Origin of the sequence: Streptomyces sp. NPDC058697 (assembly GCF_042715345.1) — a bacterium.
Classification (GTDB): domain Bacteria; phylum Actinomycetota; class Actinomycetes; order Streptomycetales; family Streptomycetaceae; genus Streptomyces; species Streptomyces liliifuscus.
On record NZ_JBHXSU010000006.1, the window covers coordinates 288,260 to 305,383 of the forward strand.

The following is a 17,124-nucleotide window of genomic DNA, read 5'->3' on the forward strand; positions in this document are numbered from 1 at the left end:
GGACCGGGGGCCAGGGCCGGGAGCCGGGGGCCAAGGGAGAGGGCTCGGGAGCGAGGGTCGGAGTCGCGTGGGTGTCGGTGCTCACGCGACTCCGACCAGGCACCGGGACTCAGTCCTGGTAGACCTTGTTGTTGCCCGCGCCGCCGGAGAGCGTGTCGTTGCCCTGGCCGCCGTAGATGATGTCGTCGCCGGTGTTGCCGAAGATCGTGTCGTTGCCCGCCAGGCCGTACAGCGTGTCGTTGCCCCTGCCGCCGTAGAGGTAGTCGTTGCCGGAGGTGCCGCGCACGATGTCGTTGCCGTCGTCGCCGTACAGGGTGGTGTAGCCGAGGTCGTCCTCGCCGGTCACCGTGAGGATGTCGTTCCCGGCGCCGCCGCTGCAGTGGTACGCGCAGCCGGTGAGGATGGTGTCGTTGCCGGCTTCACCGGAGGAACCCCTGACCCAGACACCGTCGACGCCTTCGAGGCGGTCGTCGCCGTCACCGCCATTGAGGTTGTTCGCCCCCTTGCCCAGGATGACATCGTTGCCCGGGCCGCCGTAGAGGGTGCCCTGCGTGTAGACGTCGTCGCCGACCGTCACGGTGTCGTTGCCGTCACCGAGCTCGACGTCGTAGATGTCCGAGTCGTCGGACCCCAGGGGCTCGGGCTCCACGCACTCGACGACGGTGTGGTCGGTCGCCGAGGGGTACGTGCACGCGTCCGTGGTGATGGTGATCTCGAACTTGTCCCGGAAGGTGACGAGGTAGTCGCCACCGAACTCGTTCGGGTCGACGTCGATCACCTTGGTGGAGATCCGCAGGTCGTTCACCTGTCCGGCGGCGGCCCGGTACCAGATCGCGCCGTCATAGCGCTCGACGGTTGCCGTGGTCGTCGCGGCCGCCGCGGCCGTGGTGTCCGCCTGGGCGGCGGGCGCGGCGAGTACGGCTCCTCCCAGGGCCAGGACGGCGGTGGAGGTGGCTGCGATGCTTCGTAAAACGCGCATGCGAAAGAGACCCTTCGTGGAGTGTGTGCTGAACGGAGTCGGAGTCGGAGTCGTTGTCGACGACGAGGCGCCGGTGAAGTCGTGGGCGCCCTCGCCGCGATCGGCGATCGGACGGCCGGTGCGGCCTGTGTGGTCCGTACTGTCCGTGCGGTCTGTGACGGGTGTGGCGGGTGTTGTTTTCCGATCACCCATTCAGACAGCGGACCGGGGGCGAGGGTTGCCCCCGGAAATCGCTTCTTTTTCTCCGAACTCCGCAGGTCAGCGGGGGTTGCTAGCACTCCTTGGTGAGCTTCCGCGAAAGCCCGGGTGAACGTTCTCCCTCATCGTGGAGGCACCCTGACGCCGGACCGTCGTCATGACGAGTTTCGCGACCGCGGCCGGCGGGATGCCGGTGGTGTCGATCAACTCGGCCTCCCCGCGCAGCCAGAGCAGTGCCTCGTCGTAGTCGTGGAGATGGTCCAGGCGCCACCCGCGGGCACCGATGCTCTCCGGGTCCGTGTCGTTCTGGATGCGTTCGACGAGCGTGTTGTGGTCGGCGTGGAGGACGAAGTGGCGTAAGGGGATGCCCGCTTGGACCAGTCCGGTTCGGATCTCACGCCAGTACGGCTTCTCCAGCACGGTCTGCGGGACGACCAGCGTGCCGCCCACATGGTCGAGCACCTGACGCGCGGTCTCCACAACCAGCCCGCGCCACGGCGGGAATTCCTGGAAGTCGCGGGCCGGCCTCCCCAGGACGTGCCGGAGCATGTAGCCCACCTGCTCGGTGTCCAGGAGCCTGGAGTCCGGGAGGAGGGTGGTGAGTTGCCGGGCGGTCGTGGTCTTGCCGACGCCGAAGGCGCCGTTGAGCCAGATGATCATGAAGCGGGCACCGCCGGGAAGGCCTCCTGCGGGTCGGTCGTGGGCGTGTACCGCTGCGCTCTGGTCGGCACGAGGTCCTTGTGGATGGCTCTGGCCACGGCCTGGATCGTCGTCACGCCGTAGTTCATGGTGCTGTTGCCGTGGGTCAGGACCGAGATCGTGTAGTCGTGTCCTGAGCCCTTGAAGGTGCCCACGCTGTGGACCCGCCAGCCGTGCGTGGAGCGGGACAGCCAGCCGTTCTTCACATGCACGGCGACGGAGGAGGGGGCTCCCGCCGGTGTGCCCCAGCGCTGCGAGGAAATGACCTTGCCCATGAGTTTGAGTACGTAGGCCCGGGAGTTGTCGCTCAGCACCGCGTTCCTGGCGGTGAGCAGCGCGAGGAGCTTCTGCTCGTCCTGGACCGTGATCTGGGTGAGGCCCCAGTAGCCGTTCGCCCCCGGCTTGGTCCGGGTCATGCCGGCCGCCGTGAGGAAGCCCTTTACCTTCGTGATGCCCAGCTGGTTCCAGAGCTTGGTGGTGGCCGCGTTGTCCGACTTGGTGATCATGGCGGTGGCCAGATCGGACTCCCGCTGGGTGAGGTAGCGGTTGGTCTTCTTGGCGTCCCAGAGAAGCGCGGCGAGGACGGTCACCTTGACGACGCTGGCCGAGTCGTAGGCCTGCGTCGGTCTCAGCGTGCAGGTGGTGTTGGTGCTCCGGTCGTGGAGGCCGACGGCCACGGTGCCGCTGCGGTTCGCGAGGGCCGTGTTGATGTCCTTCTGCAGCTTGGTCGCCAGGGCCGACTGGTTCGACGTACAGGTCGCCTGCGGTGTCGCGGCAGCGGTCGCGGGTGTCACGGCCACGGTGAGCGGCACTAGGACCCCGGCACCGAGGCCCGCACAGAACACACGGGTACGCCGGGATATCCGGTGAGTCATCGAGTACTTCCATCCCGTTGGGTACGAACGAGCACGCCTCGGCGCACTCGCCTCTCTCGACTCATCGGAGTGGCCGGGGGTTGTACGGGTGTTTCCGGAAGGGAGTTGGGGTGACAAGTGGTGTTCGGCTTGTTCGGAGGTGCTGCTCCGGGCCCGCCACGGCAACACTGAGGTCATGGAGGTGGTCAGCACGGCCGAGGTGCCGGTGGCAGAGCGATTCGCCTTCTGGCGCGAGATGAGCTCGAAGATGTGGGTGCCTCTCGACATACGCTGCGAACCTCAAGGGGAGGGCGCGTTCCGCGCGCAGGCCGGTTTCAACGGGATCGGTCCCGTGCAGGCGACTCTGCTCACCGCGACGCCGCATTCGATCCATCGCACACCCAGGCTGGTCCGCCAGGCCGATCCGGAATCGTTCCTCGTGACCTGCGCCGTGCGCGGTCGTGTGGTCGGGGAGCAGGACGACCGGCGTGCGGTTCTGCGTGCCGGCGATCTGGTCCTGCGTGACAGCTCACATCCCTATCTGACCCGGCTGGTACCGAGCGGCCCGACGGGGCAGGTGCTGGTCCTGCGGTTCCCGCGTTCGTCGCTGCCGTTGCCCGCCCGGGAACTGCGGCATCTGTGCGCGGTCCGCATCCCGGGCGCCCGGGGCATCGGTGCGCTGTCCTCGGCCTTCCTGCTGCAACTGGCCCGGCAGATGCACGAGTTCAGCCCGTCCGACACCGCGCGGCTGGCCACCCTCACCCTCGACGTGCTCACCGCCGCGTTCGCCCACGCTCTGGACGTCGAGAAGGTGGTGCCGCCTCCCACCCGGCAGCGTGCGCTCATGGCGCGGATCCACGCCTTCATCCGGGACAACCTCGGCAACCCGGATCTGACCCCGGCTGCGATCGCCGCGGCCCACCACATCTCCCTGCGCTACCTGCACGAACTGTTCCAGCGGGAGGGGGACGCGGTCGCCGGCCACATCCGCGCACGACGCCTGGAGCAGTGCCGGCGCGACCTCGCCGACCCCCGGCTGGCCGACCGCCCGATCCACGCGATCGCCGCCCACTGGGGTTTCACCAGCCCCGCCCACTTCAGCCAGACGTTCCGTAACGCCTACGGCCTCGCGCCACGCGAGTTCCGCCGTCACAGCACAGCAGTGCGCGCTGACTGAAGAGCTGTGCACGCCTCCGTAACGACAGACCCTGGTGCGGAGCGCATCCTCCTTCCATACGGGCAACACGGGCGGAGTACGGGGGTGTACGCATGCACACCATGCCTGCTCGAACCGGTGCGGGACGTCCGAATCCCAAGGCACTGATCCAGCCGTCCGCACGGTCAAGTACACGAGACAGGAAGGTAAATGCCCAGATGACAAGCGCACCACGTGTGTCACGAAAGGGACTTCTGGCCGCCGTCGCCGCGTTCATGGTCCTGCTTTCGGCGCTCTCGATAAGCGCTCCGCCGGCGGGAGCGGCCGAGAGCCGGCGCTGGCCCGAGCTGAGTCAGTACTGGCCGGACGGCAGGAACGGTGGGCCCAGGGAGTACGCGTTCCACGACGTGAGCACGGACACGCGGAACTACCACCTCAACCACTGCCCGCGCGGGTACCTGTGCGTCGCCGCCGGTGAGGGCGACGGTCAGCACACCGTCTTCATCCTCTACTACTGCACCTCACGCTCCCTCTACTACTTCCATGACAGGGGTGCGGTCACCAACAACCAATACGGTTCGGTGGCCAGCGTGATGTACCAGGATCATTCGCCCTACACACTCATCGAGCCGAACAACCGTTCAGTGTCCATTCCCTGGGACCCGATCTACTACCTCGACCCCTGCATCTGACGCGAGTCGGCGCCGGCGGCCCTGGCGAAGGGCTGCCGGTTCCCCTCGATGTTCGTGCGACAGCCGCGGCTACTTCTGGGTGACCTGCTCGGCGATCCCCTTCGTGATCGTCACCTCCACCGTCAGGTTGCCGGCCTCGGCGGCGGCGTCCAGGTCATCGGCGGTGCACTTCTCCGCCCCTGCGGTCTCGGGGTCACCGCAGATGTCGCCGCCCGTGATCTCCGTGTCCTCGGCGACCCAGAAGGCACGCTCGCCGACGAGCAGCTTGCCCGGCGCCAGGAAGGTCAGCTTGCCGGTGAATGTACCGTCCGCACCGGCCGGCTTCTCCGAGGAGTCGCCGCCCCCGCCCTCCGCGGCGAAGACCTTGGTCGCTATGCCCTTCTCGATCGACACCTCGGCCTTGGTGTTCCCGGCCTTCGCCGTGTCGTCCAGCTGGTCGGCGGTGCAGTTCTCCGCGCCCGCCGTCTCGGGGTCACCGCAGATCCCGGCGCCCTGGATGACCGTGTCCTCCGCAACCCAGAAGGCACGCTCCCCGACGAGCAGCTTGCCCGGCGCCAGGAACGTCAACGTGCCGGAGAACGTACCGTCCGAACCGGCCGGCGGCTCGGAGGCGTCGGCGCCACCGGAAGCCGCGGGAGTACCGGAAGCGGCGGGAGCCGAGGAATCGGGAGAGGCCGAGGCACCGGCAGGCGAGGGGGAATCCGCGCCGGCGGAGTCCTCGGGGCCGCACGCGGTGAGGAACAGACCCGTGGCGGCCAGGAAACCGACGGCGGCGAGCGTGCGGGAGCGGGTGCGGCTGAGCGACATGTCGGGGTGCCCTTTCGGCGTCATCACTTGTTGATCTCAACACGTCAAACGCCATACGCGGCAAGCCCGTTCATCGGCAGCCACTCCTGTTGCACACCCGGTATGAACCGCCGGTAACTGTTACAGGGCGGCGCCCTCTGTGACCGTCCGGCCCTGTTGCCGATCAGCGCCTGCTGTCACCATCCGGCCCTTTACGTGTTCATACGCTTCCATGGGACCTCCCTTCCCCCACTCACAGCCGAGTCCCAGGTTCACCACAGCCCTCGCCCACACCGCTTTCGCACGATGCACGCGTGACATCTGCCACCGATCCGTACCCCCACGCCCCCGAGGCCGCCCAGGCCGCCCCCGCGGCAGACCGGGCCGCCTCCTCCCCGCCTCCCGCCGAGACCGGCGCGCGGCCCGGGAAGCCACCCCGCTGGTCGCTTCCCGCGCTGGTCGCGATCATGGTTCTGGCCGGGGTGCTGTACTCCTGGAACTTCTCCTCGTCCAGCCTGAACAGCTTCTACAGCGCCGCCGTGTTCAGCGGTACGCAGAGCTGGAAGGCGTGGTTCTTCGGGTCCTTGGACGCCGGGAACTTCATGACCGTCGACAAGCCCCCCTTCGTCCTGATGGTGATGGGGCTGTCCTGCCGGATCTTCGGGTACGGCACCTGGCAGATGATGCTGCCGCTGGTCGCCTCCGCCCTCGGCACGATCTGGATCCTGCACGCGTCGGTCAAGCGGGTCTGGGGCCACGGCGCCGCGGCCGTCGCCGCGCTCGTCCTCGCCCTCACCCCGATCACCGTCGCCATCAACCGCGACAACAACCCGGACACCCTGCTCGTCTTCCTCATGGTCGCGGGCGCCGCGCTGGCCCTGCGCGCCGTCCACAACGGCAGGCTGCTGCCGCTCGTCGGCTCGGCCGTCTGCTTCGGCCTCACCTTCAACACCAAGATGCTCCAGGGCTACATCGCCCTGCCCGCCGTCTTCGCGGTCTACCTGTACGCCGCTCAGGGCGGCCTGCTGCGCCGGGTGCGCAACCTCGCGATCGCCGCGGTCGCCCTCGCCGTCTCCAGCTTCTGGTGGGCGGCGGCCGTGTCACTGGTGCCCGCCTCCGACCGGCCGTACATCGGCGGCTCGACGGACGGCACCGCCTGGAACCTGATCATGGGCTACAACGGCTTGGGCCGCGTCTTCGGCGGCGAGGGCAACGGCGGAGGCGGTGGCGGAGGAGGCTTCTCCGGGACCGCCGGGATCGGCCGGATGTTCAACGAGGTGCTCGGCGGCCAGATTTCCTGGCTGCTCCCCTTCTCCGCCATCGCACTCGTCGGCGGTCTCGTCCTGCGCGGCCGCGCTCCCCGTACGGACCTGACGCGGGCCGCGCTGGTGATGTGGGGCGGCTGGACCGCCCTGCACTACGTCACCTTCAGCCTCGCCGAAGGCACGATGCACCCCTACTACACGACCGCCCTGGCCCCCGGTATCGCGGCGCTGTGCGGAGGCGGCGGGCTGATGCTCCTGCACGCCTTCCGGACCGACAAGAAGTGGCTGTGGGTCCTGCCCGTCGCGTTCGCCGCGACCGGCATCTGGGCCGTGGTGCTGCTGCGCCGGGCCTCCGGCTGGAACTCCTGGCTGTGGCCGACGATCGCCGCGGTGATGGTCCTGGCGATCGTCGGGCTCTTCCTCTTCCGGTCGGGCCGGCGCGTACGGCTGCTCGCCGTCGCCCTGACCGCAGCCGTCGCCGCCTCCCTCGCCGGACCGACCGCGTACGCGGCCTCGGTGACCGCGAGTTCGGGCGGCGGCATGAGCGGTACGAACCCGACGGCCGGCCCCAGCACGGGTGGCGGCATGGGCGGCGGACCCGGCGGCGGTGGCGGTGGCGGCCGTGGCGGCTTCCCCGGCGGCGGTGGCGGCCAGGCACCGGGCGGCCAGCAGCAAGGCAACCAGCAGGGCAACCAGCAGGCCGGTGGCGAGGCACCGGCCGGCGGCCAGACGGGTACGCCGCCCAGTGGCGCCCCCAGCGGCCAGCAGCCCGGCGGCGGCCAGCAACAGGACGGTCAGCAGCAGAACGGCCAGGAACAGGGCGGCGGCCAGACCGGCACCCCGCCGAACGGCACCTCCGGCACGGGCGAGCAGGGCGGCAACGCCACCTCACGGCCCGGCGGCATGGGCGGAGGCGGCGGTGGCATGGGTGGCGGGCCCGGCGGCGGCGCCGACAGCGCGATGGTCACGTATCTGGAGAAGCACCGCGACGGCGCCAAGTGGCTGGTGGCGGTGTCCAGTTCGCAGAGCGCGGCCCAGCTGATCGTCAGCACGAAGCAGCCCGTCATCTCCATGTGGGGCTGGTCCGGCAGCGACAAGGCGATGACCCTCGCCAAGCTGAAGGAGCTCGTGAAGAAGGGCGAGCTGCACTACATCGTGCTCGGCGGCGGCATGGGCGGAGGCGGCGGTGGCATGGGCGGCGGCGACAGCGCCGGCTCCGAGGTGACCGCGTGGGTGCAGGAGCACGCGACGGCGGTGAAGGCGAGCGAGTACGGCGGCACCGATTCCTCCGACGCGGACTCCGGCTCCGGCACCTCGTCCAACTCCGAGACCGAGTCGGGCTCCCAGACGTCCCAGAACACCCAGGCGCTCTACCGCCTGGACGCCTCGGACGTCAACTAGGGCAATCCCTCCCCCAATTGGGGAGAACCCTCGCTCTTCGCAGCCCCTGGACCGGGAACGGCCAGGGGTTGCGTCGTATGCGAGAACGTCACACAAACGCCTCCTCCCGGTTACACGAGCGACCCCATGTCCATGTCACGCTCCCGATTGACCGAAGTGTCAACACGCGTAGAACGCGGGCCCGTTGAGCTGGATCCCGCGTCCCGGCGCGTGCCGTTCCCGGGAAAGGGCACCCCCATGTCCGTTGCGCACAAAGGCAGTTGGAAGGCGCTGGCGGTAGGCGTTTCCGCCGTCCTCGTCGGCCTCACGCTCCCGACGGTCGCCGCGACCCCCGCCGCGGCAACCACCACCGCGTACGACGACACGTACTACGCGGGCGCGATCGGCAAGACCGGCACGGCCCTCAAGAGCTCGCTGCACTCGATCATCAGCGACCAGACCGCGATCTCGTACTCCGCGGTCTGGAACGCGCTCAAGGTCACCGACCAGGACCCGAACAACAGCAGCAACGTGGTCCTGCTGTACTCCGGCATCTCGCGGAGCAAGACGCTCAACGGCGGCGCGACCGGCAACTGGAACCGCGAGCACACGTGGGCCCAGTCGCACGGCGACTTCGGCACCTCCGCCGGCCCCGGCACCGACCTGCACCACCTGCGCCCCGAGGACGTCCAGGTCAACAGCATCCGCGGCAACAAGGACTTCGACAACGGCGGCAGCAGCTTCACCAACAGCGGCGGCAGCCTCACCGACTCGAACTCCTTCGAGCCCCGCAGCGCCGTCAAGGGCGATGTGGCCCGCATGATCCTCTACATGGCCGTCCGTTACGAGGGCGACGACGCCTGGGACGACCTGGAGCCCAACGACTCGGTCTCCAACGGCAGCGTGCCCTACCACGGCCGCCTCTCGGTCCTGAAGCAGTGGAACGTACAGGACCCGCCCAGCGCCTTCGAGGAGCGCCGCAACGAGCTCATCTACTCGAACTACCAGGGCAACCGGAACCCGTTCATCGACCACCCCGAGTGGGTCGAGGCGATCTGGTAGACCGACGGTGACCCGCGCTGAACTCCCTGTGACAGAAAGGGAGTTCAGCGCCACACCTGTCCCCTTGGTTACGAACCCATGACATTGGGGCGTACAACTGGGGGCGCTCCGATCGAGTCGAACTCCCTGAACGCGGCCTTCCGCGTGCAGAACAGACCGACTCGAAAGGCTTACGTATGTCCCGAGCACACCGCCGAACTCGTACCGCGCTCACCGCACCCCTGGCAGCCGCGGTGCTGCTCGCCGGAGGATTCGGCGCCATGGCCCTCACCGGGGCCTCGGCGCACGCGGCCACCGGGTCCGCGGACGCGCAGGACGACTTCAACGGCGACGGATACGCCGACCTGGTCGTGTCGGCCCCGGACGCCACGATTTCCAGCAAGACCAAGGCGGGCTACGTGGCCGTCACATACGGCTCCGCCAACGGCGTCTCCGCCGCCAACAAGAAACTCATCAGCCGCTCCACCAGCGGCGTCCCCGGCTCCGCCGTCGCCAACGAGTACTTCGGGACCAACTTCACGAAGGGCGACCTCGACGGCGACGGCTTCAGCGACCTGGTGATCTCGGGCGGCAAGGCCGGCTCCGTCATCATGTGGGGCTCCGCCTCCGGCCTCACCGGCGGCACGGCGATAGCCGGGTACGGGCAGTCTCCCACCGCCGGTGACTTCGACGGCGACGGCAAGACGGACCTCGCGCTGTTCGAGCAGGTGTCCTCCTTCGGCGACGAAGCCCCCAGCAGCGCCGCCGCCGTGTGGAAGGGCCCGATCTCGCGAACCGGCACGCCCACCGCCGTCCTGCCCGTCCTGGACAAGTCCCTGTGGTGGGGCTACGACGCCGACGACGCCTCCTGTGCCACCAACGGCGGCTGCGAGGAGGACGCCGACTCCATCAGCGGCCCCTACACCTCCACCGAGACCGGTGACGTCAACGGTGACGGCAAGGACGACATCGTTGTCTGGGAGTACAAGGGCGACGGCGTCTACGGCAACCGCCTGCTCCTCGGTGGCGGCAGCACGGGCTTCAAGAGCGGCTGGGTCCCCGGTGAGGCCGCCGGCAACAAGACGGGAACCGGCGTCGGGGACGTCAACAACGACGGCTTCGACGACGTCGTGGTCGGCAACGACTGGGGCAGCGGCACCGTCAAGGTCGCTCTCGGTTCGGCCACCGGCCTGTCCTCGGACCGCGTCCAGACCTTCAACCAGGACAGCCCCGGGTTCCCCGGAGTCGAGGAAGAGGAGGACGAGATCGGCGCGTCGGTCTCGGTCGCGGACGTCACGGGTGACGGCTACGCCGACATCGCGCTCGGCATCCCGGGCGAGGACATCGGCGACATCTACGACGCCGGCTCGATCGCCCTGGTCCCCGGCAGCGCCTCCGGCGCCACGGGCGCCGGAACGAAGACCTTCCATCAGGACACCGCCGGTATCCCCGGAGTCGCCGAGAACAGCGACGAGTTCGGTGTGAGCACAGCTCTCCTGGACCTCAACGGCGACGGTCACTCCGACCTCGCGGCCGGTTCCACGGCCGAGAACGCCCAGAACGGCGCGGTCTGGGTGCTGAAGGGCACAGCGAGCGGCCTCACCGCCACCTCGTCGTTCGCGTTCGGCGCCGGTGATCTCGGCGCGCCCGCCACGGCGGCGCACTTCGGCGAGTACCTGCGCTGAGCGAGCTGTCCACGGACATGACGGTGGGGCGGCCGCGTGCCGCCCCACCGTCATGTCCGGGCCGGATGTCCGGGCCGGATGTCCGGGCCGGATGTCCGGGCCGGATGTCCGGGTCAGGAGCGGTTCAGTCCAGGTGCGTCGGCGCGAACATCCGCAGCAGCGCCGGCAGTACGACCACCGAAGGGCCGGGCGTGGCAAGGGACTTGGCGAGGTCGTCGGCGAGGGTGTCCGGGGTGGTCCGTACGCCTGGGACGCCGAAGGACTCCGCGAGCGCCACGTAGTCGGGGCGGGAGAGTTCCGTCGCCGTGGACTGGCCGAAGGCGTCGGTCATGTACTCGCGCAGGATGCCGTAGCCGCCGTCGTCGACGATGAGCCAGGTCACGTCGAGGTTGTGCTGCCTGGCGGTGGCCAGTTCGGCGATGGAGTACAGCGCGCCGCCGTCGCCGGAGACCGCGAGGACCGGGTGGGTCGGGTCGGCCACCGCGCCGCCGATGGCCGCCGGAAAGGCGTAGCCGAGGCCGCCCGCGCCCTGGGCGGAGTGCATGGTGTTGGGCCTGCGGGGGTCGAAGGCGGACCAGGCCCAGTAGGCGAGGATCGTCATGTCCCAGAAGCTGGCCGACCGGTCGGGCAGGGCCTCGCGGACGGCGGCCAACACCCGCTGTTCCAGGGTGAGTTCCTGGGAGTCGATGCGCTCGCGGACGAGGTCGAGCACGGTCCGTACGCGGTCGGCGGCGGTCGCGTCCTCTCCCTCGGACCTCTCGGACCCCTCGGACCCCTCGGACACAGTCCGTTCGGGCAGGGTTTCGAGAAGCGCCGACAGGGCGAGGCGGGCGTCCGCGTGGATGCCGAGGGCCGGGTGGTTGGACTCCAGTTTGCCGAGGTCGGCCTCGATCTGGATGACCCGGCCGCAGGGCTTGAACGTGTAGTAGTTCGAGGAGAGTTCGCCGAGCCCCGAGCCGACGACGAGCAGGACGTCGGCATCCTCCAGGAAGTCCGTGGTGTGCCGGTCCTCCAGCCAGGACTGGAGGGAGAGCGGGTGGTTCCAGGGGAAGGCGCCCTTGCCGCCGAAGGTGGTGACGACGGGCGCGTTGAGGCGCTCGGCGAGCTGACGCAGCTTGCCGGACGCGTCGGACCGTACGACTCCGCCGCCCGCGATGATCGCGGGGCGGGCCGCCGTCGAGAGCAAGTGGGCTGCCACGGCGGTCAGTTCGGGGCGGGGCGGGAGGTCGTGGGGTGCGGCGTCCGCGGCCGTGACGACGGGCAGTGACGTCTCGGCGAGGAGCACGTCCTGCGGGATCTCCACCCACACCGGGCCGTGCGGGGCGGTCAGCGCCGATTCCCAGGCCTCGGCGATCGCGGACGGGATCTGCGACTGCGTACGGACCGTGTGGACGGACTTCACGACGCCCCTGAACGAGGCCTGCTGGTCGGGGAGTTCGTGCAGATAGCCGTGCCGTCCGCCGCCGAGTCCCGCGCTCGGGATCTGGCTGCTGATGGCGAGGACGGGGGCGCTCGCGGCGGCCGCCTCCTGGAGCGCGGCCAGCGAGGTCAGCGCGCCGGGTCCGGTCGACAGGAGCAGCGGGGCGGCCTCGCCGGTGATGCGGCCGTACGCGTCCGCCGCGAACCCGGCGTTGTTCTCGACCCGCAGGCCGATGTAGGCGAGGTCCGAGCGGCGCAGCGCGTCGAACATGCCGAGCGCGTGCTGGCCGGGCAGGCCGAAGACGGTGGTCGCGCCGAGACCGGTGAGGGTCTCCACGACGAGGTCTCCGCCGTTGCGTCCGGGCGGCGGGTCGAGTGCGGCCTCCGTCTGCGCGGCGGTCGGGCGGAGCACCAGGTCGTGGTCGTGGGTCACTTGGCGTCGGTCTCCTCGGGCGCCTGCGCGTTCTTCTCGCGGGCCTGCGCGATCTGGCGGGACATGATGGTGGTGAGTTCGTACGCCGTGTGGGACGCGGCGACGGAGGTGATCTCGGCGTGATCGTACGCGGGGGCGACCTCGACGACGTCGGCGGAGACCAGGTGGCAGGAGGCGAGGCCGCGCAGGATCTCAAGCAGCTCGCGGGAGGTCATGCCGCCCGCCTCCGGCGTCCCCGTGCCGGGCGCGTGGGCCGGGTCGAGGCAGTCGATGTCGATGGAGATGTACAGCGGACGGTCGCCGATGCGCTGCCGCAGCTGGTCGGCGACCTCGTCGGCGCCGCGCCGGTAGATGTCGGCGGAGGTGACGATGCCGAAGCCCAGCTTCTCGTCGTCGGTGAGGTCCTGCCGGCCGTAGAGCGGGCCGCGCGTGCCGACGTGGGAGAGGGCCTCCGTGTCCAGGATCCCCTCCTCGACGGCCCGGCGGAACGGCGTGCCGTGGGTGTACTCCGCGCCGAAGTACGTGTCCCAGGTGTCGAGGTGCGCGTCGAAGTGGAGCAGCGCGACCGGACCGTGCTTCTTGGCGACCGAGCGCAGCAGCGGCAGCGCGATGGTGTGGTCGCCGCCGAGGGTCATCAACCGGGCGCCGGTGCCGAGGAGTTCGTCGGCGGCGCCCTCGATGGTCTCGACGGCCTCGTTGATGTTGAACGGGTTCGCGGCGATGTCACCGGCGTCCGCGACCTGGGCGAGGGCGAAGGGCGAGGCGTCCTGGGCCGGGTTGTACGGGCGCAGGAGCCGGCTCGCCTCGCGGATCGCGTTGCCGCCGAAGCGGGCCCCCGGCCGGTACGAGACGCCCGCGTCGAACGGCACGCCGACCACGGCGACGTCGGTGGTGCCGACCTCGTCGAGCCGGGGCAGCCTGGCGAAGGTCGCGGGGCCCGCGAACCGCGGCACGCGGGACGAGTCGACGGGGCCGCGGGGCGTCTCGTAACTGCTCATGGAGGTAATGCCTTCTTTCCTACGGTTCACACGCTTCATCGCGTATGCGCTGCTTCTCCGACTTTACTGGTGAGCCGGAACCGATTCGGACACGGGTTCGGAGCCGCGGCCGGCGAGCCGCTCGCGCCAGGCGGCGAGGACCGCCGGGTCGGTGGCGGGGGTGGCCAGCGAGACGATCACGTAGACGGCCAGGGAGGAGAGGAGCCCGTAGTAGATGGGTTCGTTGGCGAGGATGCCGTAGGACGCCATCAGGCCGATCACCGCGAGCCCGCCGACCGCGACGGCGGCGAGGGCGCCCTGGGCGGTACCGCGCTTCCAGAGCAGACCGCCGAGGATGGGCACGAGGAGTCCGCCGACGAGCAGGTTGTAGGCGACGGTCAGGGCCTCGACGACGTTGTTGAGCGCGATCGCCGTACAGATCACCGCGACACCCATGATGAGGATGAAGGCGCGGTTGCCCCTGACCTCGTCGCGCTCCTCGCCGGAGTCGGTCGTGACGGCTCCGCGCAGTCGCGACCAGATGTCGTTGTTGGCGACGGTCGCGCAGGCGATGAGGGCTCCGGAGGACGTGGACATCACGGCGGCGAGGGCGGCGGCGAGGACCAACCCCCGTACACCCATGGGCAGTTCGTCCTTCACGATGGTCGCGAAGGCGTCGTCCGCGCTGCCCAGCTTCGGGTAGAGCACCTTGGCCGCCGTGCCGATGACGGCCCCGGCGAGCGCGTAGACCAGGCAGTACGTGCCCGCGACCGTGCCGCCCCACTTGGCGGTCCTGTCGCTGCCCGCCGTGAACACCCGCTGCCAGATGTCCTGCCCGATCAGCATGCCGAACGTGTAGATCAGTACGTACGTGAAGATCGTCTCGCCGCCGATGCCCAGCGGGTCGAAGTACTCGGTGGGCAGCTGCGCCTTCATCTCGCTGAACCCGCCGGCCTTGACGACCGCGATGGGCAGCAGGAGCAGCAGCACACCGATGGTCTTGACGACGAACTGCACCATGTCGGTGAGGGTGATCGACCACATGCCGCCGAGCGTCGAGTACGCGACGACGATCGAGCCGCCCAGGATGATCGCGACCGTGCGGTTCATGTCGAAGAGGACGTCGAAGATCGTGGCGTACGCGATGGTCGACGTGACCGCGAGCATGAGGGTGTACGCCCACATGACGACGCCGGAGATGACACCGGCTCTGCCGCCGTACCGGAGATCGAGCATCTCGGAGACGGTGTAGACCTTCAGGCGGGCGATCCGGGCCGAGAAGAAGACCGACAGGGCCAGCAGCCCGAGGCCGATGGTGAAGACCATCCAGGCACCGGAGAGCCCGTACTGGTAGCCGAGTCCGACGCCGCCGATGGTGGACGCGCCGCCGAGGACGATCGCGGCCATGGTGCCGGAGTACATCGTCGGGCCGAGCCGCCGCCCGGCGACCAGGAACTCGCTCTTGGACTTGGCGCGGCGCATGCCCCACCAGCCCACGGCCAGCATGCCGACCAGATAGACGACGATCACTGTGTAGTCGACGGCCATTGGGGGGCTCCTCTTCGCGCGTTCGGTGGCGTGTCGTGCGGGTGGGTGCGTGCGTGACGGGGTTCGCCGGTGACTGACCGCTCGCGTCGGCGCGTGGCGGCTTCGCGTGGCGACTCCGTACGGCGTGTTCGCGTGGCCGGTGCGCGGGGACATCCGCCCGTACCCGCGGCCTCCGGTGGGGACGACCCTAGGTGGCCGGAAAGCAACGAAGAAGTGTACGTTTCATCCACAGTCCCCGGATCGGATGGAGGAAACGTCCACCATGCCGGACTCTGCCGTTCCAGGCCCCGTCCCTGCCGTCCCGCCCACACCTCCCGTCCCGCTCGCCGCACTGCTGGCCCGGGAGGACCTCGGCCTGCGGCAGATCGCGGGGCCGCGGGATTCGGCCACGGTGATCCACTGGGCGCACACCTCGGAGATGGCGGACCCGTACCCGTATCTGCTGGGCGGCGAGCTGCTGCTCACGGCGGGGGTTCACGTGCCGGAGGCGGCGGGCTCGGGCACGTACTTCGACGACTACGTCTCCCGGATCGTCGAGGCGGGCGGCGCCGCCCTCGGCTTCGGCGTGGCCCCGGTGCACGACACGGTCCCGCGTGCCCTGGTCGTGGCCTGCGACGACTACGGGCTGCCGTTGGTGGAGGTCCCGCCCCGCACGACCTTCTCCGGCGTGGCCCGGGCGGTCTGGCAGCTCATGGCCCAGGCCCGCCACACCGAACTGCGCCGCGTCACGGAGGCCCAGCAGAGCCTGGCCGCCGCCGCGGCCCGCCCGGACCCCGTCCCGTCGGTCCTGCGCCAGCTCGCCCAGAGGGTGGGAGGCCGGGCCGCCCTGTACGCCCCCGACGGCGGGGAGGTTGCTGCGGCGGGGCGGATGCCGGGGGCGTCGGGCGCGGGTGGGAGTGGGGGCTTGCGCCCGGGAGCGGGCGCGGGCGCGAACTCGGGTGCGGGCGCGGGCGCGGAAGTGAGCGGGGCGCTGGCGGGGCTGGTGGCGGTGGTGCGGCCGACGACGGAGGGCGGTTCGGGGGCGGGGGGCGGATCAGGTTCGGGCGGCAGATCCGGTTCGGGGGCAGGGGGCGGATCAGGTTCCGGAGGCAGACCCGGTTCGGGCGGCAGACCCGGCTCCGGCGGCAGCCCGACGGCCGGCACCAGCCCCTCTTCCTCCCCCTCCCCCTCCTCCGCCAGTGACATGGCCGCCGGCGTCCACCTCGCCGCGTACGCCCTCGGCACCGGGCAGGGCTTCGTGCTGGGTGTGGCCGCCCCGCGCCGCGATCCCGGCGACCACACGATCGCGTCGGTGGGCGCGGTGCTCCTCTCCCTCCTCACCGGCGAGCACCAGAGCAGCACGGGTGCAGCCCGCTCCTCGGCCCTGGTACGCCTGCTCCTCGGCGCCGCTCCGGAGGAGGTCGCGCCGCTGCTGGGCGGGGACGAGCGCTGGGTGGTGGTGCACGCGCGGCCGGACGGTCCGGCGCCGGACGCCGTGACCGCGTCCGCGCTGGGGGCGGCGCTCGGTTCGGCGCTGGTGGATGTGGACGGTGACGTCGTACGGGTCCTCGTGCCCGCGGGCCACCGTGAACCGACTGTCCAGCCGGGCTGGACGTGCGGGGTGAGCGCCCCGGTGGGCCCGCAGGAGTGGGCGTCCGCGGACACGCAGGCGGCGCGTGCCCTGTCCCGCGCGAGGGCGACCCGAGCCCGCCTGGTCCGCCACGGCGAACACCCGGGCCTGGCCGACCTGGTCCCGCCGGACGAGGCCGCAGCCCACGCCCGTACAGCCCTCGCCCCCATCGCCGCGAACCCCGCCCTGACGGAGACCCTCCGCACCTGGCTCTCCCTGCACGGCAGCTGGGACCGCACGGCGGTAGCCCTCTCCGTCCACCGCAACACGGTCCGCCAACGCATCGCCCGCTGTGCGACCCTGCTGTCGGCGGACCTGGACGACCCGGACGTACGCATGGAGCTGTGGTTCGCGCTGCGGCAGGCGTAAGCGGCTCTTCGGGCTGAAACGCAGGGGCACAGCC

At 70.3% G+C, this 17,124-nt stretch carries 13 protein-coding genes; 6 read left to right on the forward strand and 7 right to left on the reverse strand.

Going from position 1 to position 17,124, the window contains the following annotated elements:
- Positions 1-109: 109 nt before the first annotated feature.
- From ACFWXQ_RS17225 to ACFWXQ_RS17235, 3 genes are all read right to left on the reverse strand, one after another.
- Positions 110-979 (reverse strand): calcium-binding protein, encoded by an 870-nt coding sequence (locus ACFWXQ_RS17225; RefSeq protein ID WP_383954208.1) that lies wholly within the window; start codon positions 977-979, stop codon positions 110-112.
- Positions 980-1,237: 258 nt separating this feature from the next.
- Positions 1,238-1,837 (reverse strand): AAA family ATPase, encoded by a 600-nt coding sequence (locus tag ACFWXQ_RS17230; protein ID WP_383954210.1) that lies wholly within the window; start codon positions 1,835-1,837, stop codon positions 1,238-1,240.
- Positions 1,834-2,751: a serine hydrolase gene (locus tag ACFWXQ_RS17235; RefSeq protein ID WP_383954212.1), complete on the reverse strand. Its 918-nt coding sequence runs from the start codon at positions 2,749-2,751 to the stop codon at positions 1,834-1,836. The genes ACFWXQ_RS17230 and ACFWXQ_RS17235 overlap by 4 nt, the downstream gene beginning before the upstream one ends.
- A gap of 175 nt (positions 2,752-2,926) precedes the next feature.
- Here ACFWXQ_RS17235 and ACFWXQ_RS17240 point away from each other — a divergent pair, with 175 nt between their 5' ends.
- Both ACFWXQ_RS17240 and ACFWXQ_RS17245 read left to right on the forward strand, forming a co-directional pair.
- Positions 2,927-3,907, forward strand: coding sequence for a helix-turn-helix domain-containing protein (locus ACFWXQ_RS17240; protein WP_383954214.1), 981 nt, complete (start codon positions 2,927-2,929; stop codon positions 3,905-3,907).
- A 197-nt stretch (positions 3,908-4,104) separates the two neighbouring features.
- On the forward strand, positions 4,105-4,578 hold the full coding sequence (locus ACFWXQ_RS17245; protein WP_383954216.1) for a hypothetical protein: 474 nt from the start codon (positions 4,105-4,107) through the stop codon (positions 4,576-4,578).
- Between the two features lie 69 nt (positions 4,579-4,647).
- Here the strand turns inward: ACFWXQ_RS17245 and ACFWXQ_RS17250 are convergent, their stop codons facing one another.
- Entirely contained in the window at positions 4,648-5,409 is a 762-nt protein-coding gene (locus tag ACFWXQ_RS17250; RefSeq protein WP_383954218.1) for a hypothetical protein, read from the reverse strand.
- 269 nt (positions 5,410-5,678) lie between these two features.
- Between ACFWXQ_RS17250 and ACFWXQ_RS17255 the strand changes: the two genes are divergently transcribed.
- The 3 genes from ACFWXQ_RS17255 to ACFWXQ_RS17265 all read left to right on the forward strand — a co-directional run bounded on the left by ACFWXQ_RS17255 (position 5,679) and on the right by ACFWXQ_RS17265 (position 10,735).
- Positions 5,679-8,030 (forward strand): ArnT family glycosyltransferase, encoded by a 2,352-nt coding sequence (locus ACFWXQ_RS17255; RefSeq protein ID WP_383954220.1) that lies wholly within the window; start codon positions 5,679-5,681, stop codon positions 8,028-8,030.
- Between the two features lie 237 nt (positions 8,031-8,267).
- Entirely contained in the window at positions 8,268-9,071 is an 804-nt protein-coding gene (locus tag ACFWXQ_RS17260; RefSeq protein ID WP_383954222.1) for an endonuclease I family protein, read from the forward strand.
- 176 nt (positions 9,072-9,247) lie between these two features.
- Entirely contained in the window at positions 9,248-10,735 is a 1,488-nt protein-coding gene (locus ACFWXQ_RS17265) for an FG-GAP and VCBS repeat-containing protein (RefSeq protein ID WP_383954224.1), read from the forward strand.
- A 124-nt stretch (positions 10,736-10,859) separates the two neighbouring features.
- On the opposite strand, the gene ACFWXQ_RS17270 is transcribed toward ACFWXQ_RS17265, so the two are convergent.
- The 3 genes from ACFWXQ_RS17270 to ACFWXQ_RS17280 all read right to left on the reverse strand — a co-directional run bounded on the left by ACFWXQ_RS17270 (position 10,860) and on the right by ACFWXQ_RS17280 (position 15,112).
- Complete coding sequence (locus ACFWXQ_RS17270; protein ID WP_383947104.1) at positions 10,860-12,587, reverse strand: thiamine pyrophosphate-binding protein; 1,728 nt, start codon at positions 12,585-12,587, stop codon at positions 10,860-10,862.
- Entirely contained in the window at positions 12,584-13,585 is a 1,002-nt protein-coding gene (gene speB, locus ACFWXQ_RS17275; RefSeq protein WP_189837687.1) for an agmatinase, read from the reverse strand. The genes ACFWXQ_RS17270 and speB overlap by 4 nt, the downstream gene beginning before the upstream one ends.
- Before the next feature lie 63 nt (positions 13,586-13,648).
- A complete protein-coding gene (locus ACFWXQ_RS17280; RefSeq protein ID WP_383947100.1) occupies positions 13,649-15,112 on the reverse strand; it encodes a sodium:solute symporter in 1,464 nt (487 codons plus the stop codon).
- 262 nt (positions 15,113-15,374) lie between these two features.
- Between ACFWXQ_RS17280 and ACFWXQ_RS17285 the strand changes: the two genes are divergently transcribed.
- Positions 15,375-17,090 (forward strand): PucR family transcriptional regulator, encoded by a 1,716-nt coding sequence (locus tag ACFWXQ_RS17285; RefSeq protein ID WP_383947098.1) that lies wholly within the window; start codon positions 15,375-15,377, stop codon positions 17,088-17,090.
- Positions 17,091-17,124 lie beyond the last annotated feature (34 nt).

Excerpts from the sequence above, each read along its gene's own strand:
- ACFWXQ_RS17225 (WP_383954208.1), bottom strand. The coding sequence starts at position 979 with ATGCGCGTTTTACGAAGCATCGCAGCCACCTCCACCGCCGTCCTGGCC.
- ACFWXQ_RS17230 (WP_383954210.1), bottom strand. The coding sequence starts at position 1,837 with ATGATCATCTGGCTCAACGGCGCCTTCGGCGTCGGCAAGACCACGACC.
- ACFWXQ_RS17235 (WP_383954212.1), bottom strand. The coding sequence starts at position 2,751 with ATGACTCACCGGATATCCCGGCGTACCCGTGTGTTCTGTGCGGGCCTC.
- ACFWXQ_RS17240 (WP_383954214.1), top strand. The coding sequence starts at position 2,927 with ATGGAGGTGGTCAGCACGGCCGAGGTGCCGGTGGCAGAGCGATTCGCC.
- ACFWXQ_RS17245 (WP_383954216.1), top strand. The coding sequence starts at position 4,105 with ATGACAAGCGCACCACGTGTGTCACGAAAGGGACTTCTGGCCGCCGTC.
- ACFWXQ_RS17250 (WP_383954218.1), bottom strand. The coding sequence starts at position 5,409 with ATGACGCCGAAAGGGCACCCCGACATGTCGCTCAGCCGCACCCGCTCC.
- ACFWXQ_RS17260 (WP_383954222.1), top strand. The coding sequence starts at position 8,268 with ATGTCCGTTGCGCACAAAGGCAGTTGGAAGGCGCTGGCGGTAGGCGTT.
- ACFWXQ_RS17265 (WP_383954224.1), top strand. The coding sequence starts at position 9,248 with ATGTCCCGAGCACACCGCCGAACTCGTACCGCGCTCACCGCACCCCTG.
- speB (WP_189837687.1), bottom strand. The coding sequence starts at position 13,585 with ATGAGCAGTTACGAGACGCCCCGCGGCCCCGTCGACTCGTCCCGCGTG.
- ACFWXQ_RS17280 (WP_383947100.1), bottom strand. The coding sequence starts at position 15,112 with ATGGCCGTCGACTACACAGTGATCGTCGTCTATCTGGTCGGCATGCTG.
- ACFWXQ_RS17285 (WP_383947098.1), top strand. The coding sequence starts at position 15,375 with ATGCCGGACTCTGCCGTTCCAGGCCCCGTCCCTGCCGTCCCGCCCACA.